Raw genomic sequence first — 15865 nt, forward strand, 5'->3', positions numbered from 1 at the left:
TCATCATACAATATGCTGACTTTTCTCAATGGCAGCGTAATTGGTTAAGTGGAGATACACTCGATGAGCTTATGGATTATTGGAAAAAACAATTAGCTGATATGCCGAATGTCAGCTCTTTTCCTTTAGATAAAAAAAGACCCGCAAAACAATCATTTAAAGGTAATAGTTATAGTCATTTAATAAGTCAGCCAATAGTGCAAAAGTTACAAAAACTCAGTGCATCAAATGATGCGACTTTGTTTATGACCATGCAGGCTATCTTTTCGATTTTAATGTCTCGGTATAGTGGTCAATCGGATATTGTTTTAGGTACTTCTATTGCTAATAGACCACAATCAGAGTTGGCCCCTTTGATTGGTTTTTTTGTAAATGCGTTGTTATTAAGATGCGATCTCTCAAAAGATATTTCGTTTTTAGATTATTTAGTACAAACAAAAAATATGACTTTAGATGCGTATGATCACCAAAGCGTACCTTTTGAAATGTTAGTTGAAGCGCTTCAATCTGAGCGTAATTTATCTCATAGTCCTTTGTTTCAAGTAATGATTAGCATGCAGAATAACGAAAGCTTTGAGTTGAAATTACCTGAGTTAAGTTTAAGTTCCCTAGATAACGAGAGAAACTTTTGTAAGTTTGATCTCACTTTAATTTTGTTAGAAAGCGATGATGGTTTAAACATTACCTGGGAATATTGTTCTGACTTATTTGAGCTTGAAAGTATCCAACAATTTGCTGCCAGTTTTGAAGTTTTAGTTCATGCTGTTGCCAATAATCCAAATCAGCCTATTTATACGTTACCACTTATTGAAGAGCAACAAGAAGCCGCGTTACTTAAAAAGCAGGAAAGACTATTATACCCACAAGATAAGTGTTTTCATGAGATATTTGAAGCACAAGTGGCACAAACACCTGAGCGTGTCGCTATCCAGTTTAAAGGTTCAGAGCTCACTTACCAACAGTTAAATAGTAGAGCTAATCAGATCGCGCATTATTTGCGAGAGCAAGGCATCAATACTGAATCACTTGTTGGTTTATATGTCGAGCGCTCACCTGAAATGGTGATTGGTATTATTGCAATATTAAAGGCTGGTGGTGCTTATGTTCCTCTGGATACCGACCATCCTGCAAGTCGATTAGAATATATTTTAGATGATACCAATATTTCTGTCGTGTTATGTCAGGCGGCTTTAAGCAAGCGACTAGCTGAATATGCTTTAACGACCGTTCCGATTGACCAAACTGACTTATTTAAAAAGCAGCCTGATGTTAATCTAGATAAAAAATCAATCAACTTATCCAATAAAAATCTAGCCTACATTATTTATACATCGGGCTCGACTGGCCAGCCTAAAGGTGTCATGGTAGAGCATCAGAGTCTGGTTAATTTAAAATCTTCATTAGAAAATAAATTATTCAATGTGACTCAGGCAAAAAATTGGGGATGGAATGCACCGTTTTCTTTTGACTCATCAATTAAAGCATTAACCGCATTGAGTGCGGGTGTTTGTGTTACGCTAATACCAACTGATGTGCGAGCTATGCCGTCAGACTTCATTGAGTATTTATTAAGTCATCAAGTTGATATTTTTGATTGCACACCATCTCATGCGAAACATTTCTTAGCAGATGAGCGTTTTGTTGCTGCTATTTCAACACCGCTTCATTGGGTGATTGGCGGAGAAGCCATTTCTGAGAAACTTTGGCAAAAAATAAGTTTGCTTAATCAGCAAACATCAAGTCGGGCTTTTAATGTTTATGGTCCAACTGAATGTACGGTTAATAGCAGCTTGATTGAAATATTACCGGATAATCAACCCAATATTGGAAAGGCAATTGATAATGTTTCACTTTATGTGGTCGATCAAAAATTACAACTGAAACCGGTAGGTGCTGTTGGTGAGTTAGTGATTGGTGGTGATTGTTTGGCTCGTGGCTATTTGAATAGCACAGAACTTAGTGAAGAAAAATTTGTTCGAAATCCATTTGAGGATAATCCAGAAAAAAGAGTTTATAAAACGGGTGACTTGGTTCGTTGGTTACATGATGGCCATTTAGAATATATAGGGCGAGTTGATGAACAAGTTAAAATTAGAGGTTATCGAATAGAGTTGGGAGAAATTGAACACCAACTAATGAACTTGCCCGAAGTTAAACAGGCAGTTGTTTTAGCGAAAAAAACAGAAACGGATGATTACCAATTATTAGCTTATATGACTTTGAATGATTCAGCCGCAGAAAAAATATCAGAAGCATTTATACTGGAACAGTTATCCAAAAAATTGCCAGAATATATGCTGCCAGCACGATGTGTTACGCTTGAAAACCTGCCTTTGACTGTTAATGGAAAAGTTGATCGTAAAAAGTTAAAAGCGCTTAACGAACAAGAAGAGTCTATTAGAGAAATTGTATTACCGTCAACCGAAATAGAAAACAAGCTGAAGTTATTATGGCTGGAGTTACTTAAGCTAGATGATGTGAGCGTGACAGATAATTTCTTTGCCGTAGGCGGTCATTCATTACTCACCGCTCGTCTAATCAGCCAAATCAAGCAAACCCTCAAAGTGGATGTGAGTGTACGCGATGTATTCGAACACAATACCATCCATCAGTTAGCAAGTTATATTGAAGGCTTAGAGCAGAGTGAACAAATTACTATTCCAGTCATCTCCCGAGAGCAGTCATTACCACTGTCTTTCTCGCAACAACGTTTATGGTTTATCGACCAGCTAGAGCCGGGTAGCAGTCAATACAATATGCCGATGGCGTTAAGACTCAAAGGTGAGTTGAACCAATCGGCGCTGCAACAAAGCCTGGATGCGATAATTGCGCGTCATGAAGTGTTAAGAACAACTTATCAAACCGGAGAAGATGGAGAAGGTTGTCAGGTGATTCATGCCGCCCAAGCCTTAACCATAAAGCAGTTAGATTTAAGTCATTTGGCTGATAGTGAGCGAGAAGCGGAAGTAATGCGCTTGGCGGTAGAAGATAGTCAACGCGGTTTTGATTTAAGTGCAGATTTAATGCTAAGAGTGAGTCTGTTAGTTTTATCAGATACAGAAAGTGTGTTGTTATTTAACCTGCATCATATCGCTTCTGATGGTTGGTCGATGGGAGTCTTAACACAAGAGTTTGTGGGTTTATATCAAGCTTACAGTGAAGGACGGGAAGCGAGGCTTCCGCCATTAGCGATTCAATATGCAGACTTTGCTCACTGGCAAAGAGAGTGGCTCAGTGGTGAACGTTTAGAATCAGAGTTAAGTTATTGGGAAGGTCAGTTATCCGGTATACCTGCGGTACATAGTTTACCGTTAGATAAACCGCGTCCGGTGGTGCAGAGTGTGGCGGGTGCGAGTTTGAGTCAATCGTTGAGTTTATCGCTCAGCGAAGAATTACAAACTTTAAGCCAAAGCAATGATGCGACTTTGTTTATGACATTACAAACGGCATTTGCGGTGTTGTTGTCGCGTTATAGTCATGAAAGTGACATAGTGATGGGGACACCGATAGCCAATCGAACGCATTCTTCGTTATCGCCTTTAATTGGTTTTTTTGTGAATACCTTGGTGTTACGGAATCAGATTGAGGGTGAGTTATCATTTAATGAATTGTTGCAACAATCGAAACAGATGTCGTTATCGGCGTTTGAACATCAACACTTACCGTTTGAAATGTTGGTGGAGCGATTACAACCGACAAGAAGTTTTAGTCATACGCCTTTGTTTCAGGTGATGTTTGTTTTACAAAATAATGAATCGAGTGAACTGAGCTTACCGAAGTTAACTTTAAGTGCAGTTGAAAACCCACATCAGGTTGCCAAGTATGATTTAACTTTGAGTGTCAAAGAGAGTCCTGATGGTTTGTTATTGAATTGGGAGTATTGCACGGATTTATTTGAAGCAGATACCATTAAGCGCTTAACACAGAGTTTTGAAGTTTTGTTGCAAGGGTTAGTGGCAGAGTCAGATAAACCGATTAATCAGCAATCATTACTGACAGAAAAAGAAAAACAAACCTTGCTACTAGAGCAAGAGCAACAGGTATCGGCTTATCCTGATGATGTGTGTATGCATGAACTGTTTGAGAAACAGGTTGAATTGACTCCTGATGCGATAGTGGCGGTTTATGAAGAGCAATCGTTGACTTATCGTGAACTGAATAAAAAAGCCAATCGTTTAGCCCATTATTTAGTTGAGCAGGGAGTTAAACCAGATGATTTAGTGGGACTTTATGTAGAACGTTCATTAGAGATGTTAGTGGGCTTGTTGGGTATATTGAAAGCGGGAGGTGCTTATGTGCCATTAGATCCGGCTTACCCGAAAGGTCGACTAAGTTATATGTTAGATAATGCTGGAGTGAGTTTGTTATTAACGCAAAGTCACTTAACATCGAGTTTGGATTTAACAGAGTTAACGGCATTTTGTTTAGATGATGAGTTAGCTTTGCAGGATTATGCTGTAGAGAATATTCCGACAGCGGAGAGTGGAGTCAGTGGGTCGCATTTGGCTTATGTAATTTACACTTCGGGCTCTACTGGACAACCTAAAGGGGTAATGGTTGAACATCAAAGTATTATTAACTCAACCCTTGATCGAAAGAGGTATTATCAAAGTGAATTGAATCATTTATTAATGATGAGTTCTGTTGGGTTTGATATTGCTGCCGGTGTTATTTTCTGGGCATTAACCAGTGGGGCTGCGTTAAATATTATGCGTGACCCGCAACACTTAACGGCAAATGAATTTGTTGATTTTATTATAAAAAATAAAATTAATTGTTTTATGTGTATTCCTTCCTTTTATCGTGGGGTGATGGATGAAATCTATCATCAGCGATCGCAGCATCAATTAAATACCATTATTTTAGGTGGTGAGTCCTTAACTTCAGAAGTCGGTCAAAAATATCAAGATTGTCATTATGATTTATTTAATGAATATGGACCGACTGAAGCGACAGTGTGGAGTAGTGTTTTTAAAGTTGAAAAAGGTTTGGCTCGGGCGAGTGCTCCCATTGGCCGAACTCCAGGGGCCGCGGAACTTTATGTGTTAAATGATGCTTACTCACCCCAACCCGTCGGAGCTGTAGGAGAATTGTTTATCGGTGGTAAAAGTTTAGCTCGGGGGTATTGGAGAAGTGGTGACTTAACTGAAAAAAGTTTTATTCGCAATGCTTCTTTTGCAAAACAAAAAGTTTTATATAAAACAGGTGACTTGGTTCGTCGCTTAGCCGATGGTAATTTAGAGTTTGTTGGTCGTGTCGATCATCAAATTAAATTAAGAGGCTATCGAATTGAGCTGGGTGAAATTGAATTTGCCTTGTTAAGTCATGAAAAAGTCAACGATGCAACGGTGGTGGTTAATGAGCAAACTTCAAGTTTGATTGGATATATTGCTTCAAATGTAGACGATGAGAATAAAAATAACTTGATCAACACCATTAAAGCAAAACTTGTTGACTATTTACCCGAGTATATGGTTCCCGATCATATAATTGTTATGGCTTCTTTTCCATTAACCACCAATGGAAAAATTGATCGCGAAGCTTTACCTCAACCTGAAAATATTAATGAACTTGAATTTGTTGCTGCGAATACAAAAACTGAAATTACCTTAAGTTATGTTTGGGGAGAGTTACTTTCTATTGAAAAAGTCAGTGTCACTGCAACTTTCTTTGAGCTAGGAGGCCACTCATTATTAGTGACTCGTCTAATCAGCCAAATTAAGCAAACCCTCAAAGTGGATGTGAGTGTACGCGATGTATTCGAACACAATACCATCCGTCAGTTAGCAAGTTATATAGAAGGCTTAGAGCAGAGTGAACAAATTACTATTCCAGTCATCTCCCGAGAGCAGTCATTACCACTGTCTTTCTCGCAACAACGTTTATGGTTTATCGACCAGCTAGAGCCGGGTAGCAGTCAATACAATATGCCGATGGCGTTAAGACTCAAAGGTGAGTTGAACCAATCGGCGCTGCAACAAAGCCTGGATGCGATAATTGCGCGTCATGAAGTGTTAAGAACGACTTATCAAACCGGAGAAGATGGAGAAGGTTGTCAGGTGATTCATGCCGCCCAAGCCTTAACCATAAACCAGTTAGATTTAAGTCATTTGGCTGATAGTGAGCGAGAAGCGGAAGTAATGCGCTTGGCGGTAGAAGATAGCCAACGCGGTTTTGATTTAAGTGCAGACTTAATGTTAAGAGTGAGTCTGTTAGTTTTATCAGATACAGAAAGTGTGTTGTTATTTAACTTGCATCATATCGCTTCTGATGGTTGGTCGATGGGAGTCTTAACACAAGAGTTTGTGGGTTTATATCAAGCTTACAGTGAAGGACGGGAAGCGAGGCTTCCGGCATTAGCGATTCAATATGCAGACTTTGCTCACTGGCAAAGAGAGTGGCTCAGTGGTGAACGTTTAGAATCAGAGTTAAGTTATTGGGAAGGTCAGTTATCCGGTATACCTGCGGTACATAGTTTACCGTTAGATAAACCGCGTCCGGTGGTGCAGAGTGTGGCGGGTGCGAGTTTGAGTCAATCGTTGAGTTTATCGCTCAGCGAAGAATTACAAACTTTAAGCCAAAGCAATGATGCGACTTTGTTTATGACATTGCAGACTGCGTTTGCGGTGTTGTTGTCGCGTTATAGTCATGAAAGTGACATAGTGATGGGGACGCCGATAGCCAACCGAACGCATTCTTCATTATCGCCTTTAATTGGTTTCTTTGTGAATACTTTGGTGTTACGGAATCAGATTGAGGGTGAGTTATCGTTTAGTGAATTGTTACAACAATCGAAACAGATGTCGTTATCGGCATTTGAACATCAACAGTTACCGTTTGAAATGTTGGTGGAGCGATTACAACCGACAAGAAGCTTTAGTCATACACCTTTGTTTCAGGTGATGTTTACCCTGCAAAATGAAGAAAAAAATGAATTTGCTTTGCCCAGGCTTTCTTTACAGGCCATTCAAAATGAAAATGTGGTGGCTAAATATGATTTAATGCTAAGTGTTACTGAAACTAAACAAGGATTAGTCCTGAGTTGGAATTACTGCTCAGATTTATTTAATCGTGAAACGATACAGACAATGGCGAGTAGCTTTGAATTATTTCTTAGCCAAATTGTTCAACAAGAAAATACGCCAGTATCATCACTGAATATTGTTAGTGAGTCAGATCAACAAAAACAACTTGATTGGCTAAAAATTGATGCTTCTTATCCAACGGATAAAACTATTGTTGAATTATTTAAAGAAAGTGTTGAGCAGCAACCCAACAAAGTAGCTTTAGTACATGATGAATGTGAAATGACTTATCATCAATTAGATGAACAGTCAGATCTTTTGGCGCTTTATCTGCTCGAGCGTCATGCAAAAGAGGGTGATTTAATTGGGATTTGCGTTGAACGCTCACCTTCATTAGTGATAGCGATGTTAGCTGTTGCTAAAGTGGGAGCTGCTTATGTACCACTTGATCCCGATTATCCTGAATCTCGTTTGCAAATGATGTTAGATGATGGTCAATTATCGATTGTAATTACCGAAAAAATGACGCTGAAAAATACTCCATCAATTCAGACATTAGCACTTTTAATGGACGATGATGTTACGATGGAGAAATTTAAAGGGCAACGTTTAGATAACCTTGCCTTGAAGCAAACGCCGCAAAGTCTTGCCTATGTGATGTATACCTCAGGTTCTACCGGAAGGCCCAAAGGGGTCATGGTGCATCAGCTTGGTATTATACGTTTAGTGGTTAATTCGAAGTATGTCGAGATAAAAAATACGGATGTTTTAGCGCAAGCTTCAAATTGTTCATTTGATGCAGCAACCTTTGAAATATGGGGAACTTTGTTAAATGGTGCACAGTTAGCTTTTATTAATAAAGCCACTTTTTTAGAGCCAAAATTATTTAGTGCATGGTTGAAAGATAATAAGGTGAATACGGTTTTTATTACAACCGCTATTTTTAACCAAATGGCTCAATCTTTCCCCACAGGTTTTGCTTCCTTAGATAATTTATTATTTGGCGGTGAGAAGCTAAATTTGGCTGCGGTTAATAAAATTATTACACAAGGTAAACCCAAGCGTTTATTACAAATGTATGGACCTACGGAAAATACGACATTTAGTACTTCCTATGAGATTACGGAAATTTCTGATATCGGATTTTCTATTGGTAAAGCTATTGAAGGGAGCTGTTCATTAGTTTTGGATAGTGAGCAGCGATTATTGCCTGTTGGTGCGGTTGGTGAGTTAGTTTTAGGTGGCGATGGTGTTGCTCAAGGCTATATGAATCAGCCCGAACTCAGTGATGAAAAGTTTATTAACCTCAATCAATATTCTAAACATAAATTTTACCGAAGTGGCGATCTGGTTCGTTATGAGCCTGATGGAAATATTACTTTTGTTGGTCGGGTTGATGATCAAGTTAAAATTCGTGGTTTCAGAATAGAACCGGGTGAAGTCGCTGCTACTTTACTCAAAAATGAAAAAGTCAAAGAAGCTTATGCATTGGTTAGTGGTGAAGAAAATAATAAAAGGTTAATTGCTTATATCGAAATTTCGGCTAGTGAACAAAATGAAGTTGAGTTAATTAGTGAAATTAAAAGTTGGTTAAAATCATTATTACCAGAATATATGGTGCCATCGGCGATTGTTATAGTAGATTCATTGCCGATTAATGCGAATGGTAAAATTGATAAAAACAAATTGCCAGCAGTTGACTTCTCTAGTCAGCAAGTATTTATTGAAGCTGATTCAGATTTGGAAGTTAAAATCAGAGAAATTTGGGCGGTATTGTTAGACTTGGAAAAAGTCAGTGTCACTGCAACTTTCTTTGAGCTAGGAGGCCACTCATTATTAGTGACTCGTCTAATCAGCCAAATCAAGCAAACCCTCAAAGTGGATGTGAGTGTACGCGATGTATTCGAACACAATACCATCCGTCAGTTAGCAAGTTATATAGAAGGCTTAGAGCAGAGTGAACAAATTACTATTCCAGTCATCTCCCGAGAGCAGCCATTACCATTGTCTTTCTCGCAACAACGCTTATGGTTTATCGACCAGTTAGAGCCGGGTAGCAGTCAATACAATATGCCGATGGCGTTAAGACTCAAAGGTGAGCTGAATCAATCGGCGCTGCAACAAAGCCTGGATGCGATAATTGCGCGTCATGAAGTGTTAAGAACGACTTATCAAACCGGAGAAGATGGAGAAGGTTGTCAGGTGATTCATGCCGCCCAAGCCTTAACCATAAACCAGTTAGATTTAAGTCATTTGGCTGATAGTGAGCGAGAAGCGGAAGTAATGCGCTTAGCGGTAGAAGATAGCCAACGCGGTTTTGATTTAAGTGCAGACTTAATGTTAAGAGTGAGTCTGTTAGTTTTATCAGATACAGAAAGTGTGTTGTTATTTAACTTGCATCATATCGCTTCTGATGGTTGGTCGATGGGAGTCTTAACACAAGAGTTTGTGGGTTTATATCAAGCTTACAGTGAAGGACGGGAAGCGAGGCTTCCGGCATTAGCGATTCAATATGCAGACTTTGCTCACTGGCAAAGAGAGTGGCTCAGTGGTGAACGTTTAGAATCAGAGTTAAGTTATTGGGAAGGTCAGTTATCCGGTATACCTGCGGTACATAGTTTACCGTTAGATAAACCGCGTCCGGTGGTGCAGAGTGTGGCGGGTGCGAGTTTGAGTCAATCGTTGAGTTTATCGCTCAGCGAAGAATTACAAACTTTAAGCCAAAGCAATGATGCGACTTTGTTTATGACATTGCAGACTGCGTTTGCGGTGTTGTTGTCGCGTTATAGTCATGAAAGTGACATAGTGATGGGGACACCGATAGCCAATCGAACGCATTCTTCGTTATCGCCTTTAATTGGTTTCTTTGTGAATACCTTGGTGTTACGGAATCAGATTGAGGGTGAGTTATCATTTAATGAATTGTTGCAACAATCGAAACAGATGTCGTTATCGGCGTTTGAACATCAACACTTACCGTTTGAAATGTTGGTGGAGCGATTACAACCGACAAGAAGTTTTAGTCATACGCCTTTGTTTCAGGTGATGTTTGCATTGCAAAATAATGAACAAACCGAATTAACTTTGCCTAACTTAAAATTGGAAGCTGTTCAGGCAGAAAGTTCAATTGCCAAGTTTGATTTAACGGTAACAGTAGAAGAAACCTCTTATGGTTTGAATATTAACTGGAATTATTCGACAGCCTTATTTGAAGAACAAACGATTGAAAACTTATCGAGTTATTTTGCAAGAATATTAGCTTTATTAACTCAGTCTCCTGAACAACCTGTTTTTGAATTGATCACTATTGATGAGAATGAATATGATGCTCTTAAAAATTGGAACAATATTGAAAAAAGCAATGGCAATAAAAGCCATTATCCTGAAAAGTTAAAAGCAGTTGAATGTGAAGCGTTAGACTTTTGGATTATGGATAGCGAACAATATTTGTTGCCTAAAGGTGCTATTGGTGAGCTAGTGCTAGTTGCCCAACCTGAGAACAAGGAGTTGGAAAAGCAAAGTGTATTAACGAAAAGTGAATTAATTACTCAAGATCATCAGTGGTTGTTGAGAACTGGGGAGTTAGCACGTATTAATCATAATGCGGAGTTAAGCTTTTTAGGGCGTATGGATGAACAGGTAAAAATAGAAGGGCTTAGTTTTAATTTGTCCAGTGTGAAAAATACTATTTTGGCACATGATAGTATTGAGGGTGCATATTTATCGTTAGAAGAGCATAATGACACCAGCAAAATTGTTGCTTATGTGATACCGAAAGAAACCGTAGTAGATGAAGTTAAATTTGTTGATGCGTTACATTCTTGGTTAAATGCACGACTTCAAAAAGCAATGTTACCTAAAGGGATTTGTTTGCTGGCTGAAACAACAGTGTCTTTTGATTCTGTGCAACAGCAAGGGGCTGTTATTCATTGGTTGAAATCGATTGAATTTTTAGAACCTGTAACGTCAAATGAAATAAAACTAGCTTCAGCTTGGAAAAATTTATTAGGATTGGAGCAGATTAGTTTAAATGATAATTTCTTTGCTTTGGGCGGTAGCTCGTTAACATTACTTCGCTTAGAGTTCTCCATTCAGGAATATTTTAACGTTGAACTTTCTATACGAGAACTATTTGAAAATCCATTACTTTCTCAACAAGTAGAGCTGATTCAAAGTAAAGAGAAACGATTGCATTTATCTGTTATTGAACCCATTAATAGAAAAAACACTTTCTTGGCTTTATCTTATGCACAGCGTCGCTTATGGTTTATTGACCAAATGCAAGGAAGCAGTGCGCAATATAACATGCCTATTGCGTTGCGCTTAAAGGGAACATTAAATAGAAAAGCAATGAGCCAAGCGTTGAATCAAATAATACAGCGTCATGAAATTCTGAGAACACAATACCAGATTGATGAAAAAGGAGAGGGCTACCAAGTCGTTTTAGAAAAAGCTGAGCTAGCAATTGTTGATATAGATTTTTCTCATTGTTCAAATGAAGAAGCGCAAAAGAGAGTGAATGAGTTGGCTTTAGAAGATATGCAGCTTTCATTTAAACTCGATCAAGAATTAATGATTCGCTGTACTTTAATAAAAATAATGGACCATGAACATGTGTTATTACTGAATATTCATCATATCGCTTTTGATGGTTGGTCAGTTGGCATATTAACCCAAGAGTTCTCGGCTCTTTATAGTGCATTCATTAATGCTAGAACACATCAATTGCCCGCTTTAGATATTCAATATGCTGATTATGCAGACTGGCAGAAAAAATGGCTGCAAGGTGATGTTTTTGAGCAGCAAATGGAATATTGGCAAATGCAACTTAAAGACCTGCCCTTGGTTCATAATTTAATTCTCGATAAGCCGAGACCGAAACAACAGACTTTTGCTGGCAGTGTTTTTCAAACCAAAATTAATGCAGGGATCATTCGTCAACTAGATGGGATTGCACAAGAGAATGGAGCAACTTTATTTATGTTGCTACAATCTGTTTTTGCCTTATTGATAGCAAGGTATAGTCGAGAGCAAGATGTTGTCGTTGGTACTCCGGTTTCAGGGCGTTCACATAAACAAGTCGCACCATTGATAGGCTTTTTTGTTAACTCATTGGTGTTGCGAAATAATTTAAGTGGTAATCCGACATTTATTGAATATTTGAACTCGTCAAAGCAAATGGTACTCGATGCTTTTGATCATCAAGATGTTCCCTTTGAAATGTTGGTGGATCAATTAAATTTAGAACGTAATTTGAATCATGCACCACTGTTTCAATTATTATTTTCGTTACAGAATAACGATATCCCTGAACTATCGCTGCCAGGATTGACATTGAGCGGTATTGAAACAGACAATCAATTTGCTAAATTTGAATTGTCACTCCATATTGGAAAAAGAGCCGATGGTGATTATTCATCATCATGGGAATATAATATTCAGTTATTTAATCAGGAAACAGTGGCTGAGTTTGCCCAGCATTATAATTTGTTATTAGAACAAATTGTGGCTAATCCCAATCAGAATATTTATCAAATACCATTGATTAATCAGCAAGAGCAGGTTCAATTCTCAACTCCACCTGTTGTGATAAATTCGACTGTGACAAATCAAACTGCGACAAATCAGATAGCCAAAAACATAGGCAATTGCATTCATCATATTTTTGAGCAACAAGCGTTTTCACAGGCTCAAAATGTTGCGGTCTCTTATGAGCAAGATAGCTTAACTTATCAAGAGTTAAATCAGCGAGCTAATCGATTAGCCCGTTATTTAATTGAGCAAGGCGTCACTCAAGGAGCTTATGTAGGATTATTGGTTGAGCGTTCATTTGATATTGTTGTTGGAATTTTAGCAACACTTAAAGTGGGAGCGGCTTATGTTCCTTTGGAACCTGGTAATCCTGATTCTCGAATAGAATATATGATTGATGATGCTAAAATTAATTGGGTGATTACCCAGCAACATCTTGAGTCCAGATTATCAAATAAAAATGTTGCTTTAGTCAGTTTAGATTGCGAGAAGACGATTAAAGCCCTTGAGTTGTTAGATTCGTCAAATATTGAGCGGGTTCACGTATTGCCAGAAAATGCGGCTTATGTCATTTATACATCGGGTTCAACGGGCAAGCCAAAAGGCGTTATTGTTGAACATAAAAATGTTATACGTCTATTCGAAACCTGTGCTGAAAACTTTACATTTAATCACAATGATTGCTGGACTCTATTTCATTCTTATGCTTTTGACTTTTCCGTATGGGAAATTTGGGGAGCATTATTACACGGTGGAAAACTGGTTGTTGTTCCTTATGAAGTCAGTCGTTCTGTCAATCGTTTTTACCAATTACTAATTGAACATCAAGTAACGGTGTTGAATCAAACGCCATCAGCTTTTTATCTGCTATCTGATGAAGCTGTTGCAACTTCTCAGTGTTGTGATTCATTACGATATATTGTTTTTGGTGGTGAAGCTCTGGAGCTTAAAAAATTAGCGCCGTGGTTTAAAATGCATCGTAATAAAGGGCCAAAGCTCATTAATATGTATGGGATCACTGAAACTACTGTGCATGTCACATACCGTGAAATATTAGAAGCCGATATTAAGACTTCTGCAAGCATTATTGGTCAACCACTTAGTGATTTAACTGGTTATGTTTGTAATGAGTTTATGACATTACAACCAGTTGGTGCTGTTGGTGAGTTGTATATAGGTGGGGCAGGTGTTGCAAGAGGATATCTTAATCGGCCAGAGCTAAATAAAGAAAGATTTATTAAAAATATCTTTAGTGAAAATAGTGAAGAGCGATTGTATCGAACAGGCGATTTGGTCCGGTGGAATATTAATGGAGAATTAGAATATTTAGGCCGGGCAGATCAACAAGCAAAATTAAGAGGCTTCCGTATTGAGCTAGGTGAAATAGAACAACAATTGATTGCCAGTCAACTGGTGAAAGAAAGTGTTGTTTTAATTCAGCAAGATGCTAGTGGCCATCAACAACTTAATGCTTATGTTGTTGCTACAGAAAAAGCGACGGAAGAGTTGCCTTCTTTATTAAGAAAACATCTCAGCTTACATCTTCCAGCTTATATGGTTCCTTCATCTTATACAGCCATCGAGCGTATTCCATTAACAATTAATGGAAAAGTTGATGCTAAATTATTATTAAGCCTTAGTCATAGCCAAACGGCTGCTAATGCATATGTGGCGCCAGAAAATGATATTGAAGAACAACTATGTCATATTTGGCAAGAAGTATTAAATCTTAAACAAGTGGGTATAAATGATAACTTTTTTGCCATTGGTGGTGATTCGATCAGAGTGGTTCAAATTGTAAAGCGATGTGAAGCGGAAGGTTTATTTTTAGAAGTAAAAGATATTTTTACCTCACAAACAATTAGAGAAATATCTGATCTATTGATTAATCGAGTTGGCCAAAAACAGGTAAAAGTTAAACCTGCTAATTTAGCGTTAATTAATGAATTTTTTGATTCATCAATCTATATGACAAAAGATGTTGAAGATTGTTATCCGGTTACTCAAATGCAACAACAGATGTTAGAAATGCATAAGGCTGAAGGAACTGAGCCTGGTGTTTATCAACCCACTGTTTTATATGATGTTAAAGGGGTAGAGTGTTCGTTTGATGTGATGCAAGATATTATTCGTTATATCATCAACAAAACACCTGTTTTTAGAACTCAATTTTCACGTCAGAGTGATGGTCAATATATTCAGAAAGTGATGAAAACAGTAGACTTTCATCTAGGTTTATTAGATTTGAGAAAACTGAATAGTAAGCGTCAACAAAAGCAAGTCGCACAATTTGTTGAAGATGATTTAAATCATCCGTTTGATGAAAGTGATATTCAGGTGAGGTTTTCTATCATTCAATATGCAGATAAACATTGGGGACTTTATGTTTCAACTCATCATGCGGTAATTGACGGTTGGGCTTTAGTTGAAATTCGTAATCAGATTTTAGCCTTGTATCCACAAGTTTTAGCAGGAACAAAACTGCCCGAAGTTAAACCGGTTAATGTATTTAAAGAACATGTTGCCTTGGAATTAGAAGCGGGTCAGTGCGACGAACAACTTTCCGTCTGGCAAAGCTTACTGGCAGGTTATCAACCAATGCCAGAGTTGACACCATTAAAACGAGTGAATTTGAAAAAAACAAATCAAGCTCGTTTTAAACTGGAATCAACTAAAGCAAAATTGATTAACGAACTTGCTAGAAAAAGTAAAGTGCCTTTGAAAGCACTGTTACTACTTGCTTATCAAAGAACTTTAGGGGAATTTTTATCGACCAATGCTGTGACTATTGATATTGTCACCAGTGGACGTTCTAATCGATTAAGTGATCCATTGAATACCGTTGGTTTGTATTGGAATCTTTTGCCTTTATTTGCTGACTTATATACTGATGATGATTTAGCGATTACCGATGTGACTAAAAAGCTGTTAGTGATGGACTCACATTCATTATTCCCTGTGTCTAAAATTAAACCGTTAATGAAAGGTAATAAGACGAGTTATGCAGCGTTTAACTTTGTTAATTTTCATAATGAAGTCGTGGAATCTCGAGATGTTGATAAAGCAGTTGATATTGATATTAGTTATGCATCTGATCGTTTTCATTATGCTTTGAAAATGGCGATAACCGGTGGCTCTAATAAAAGTGAGATTACCGGAACGATTGATTTCGATAGATTGTATTTTACAGAAAAAGATGCTCATCGATTGATTAAAATTTTTGGTGAACAACTTAACTTATTGATAAAGCCTAGACAGCCAACGACTGATTTAGACAACAAAAGTAGAATGTCTTAAGTATAAATTTC

The 15865-nt window shown here is 37.9% G+C and carries 1 protein-coding gene (running past one end of the window); it reads left to right on the top strand.

Annotated elements, in window-relative coordinates; all coding sequences use genetic code 11:
- Positions 1-15854: the 3' portion of an amino acid adenylation domain-containing protein gene (locus ACT5E3_RS05820; RefSeq protein WP_444997367.1), read on the top strand. Its footprint begins 730 nt before the window's first position; the window shows 15854 of its 16584 coding nt (coding positions 731-16584); its start codon lies off the left edge, out of view; its stop codon occupies positions 15852-15854.
- Positions 15855-15865: the final 11 nt, after the last annotated feature.

This window comes from Aliikangiella litoralis (assembly GCF_052495765.1).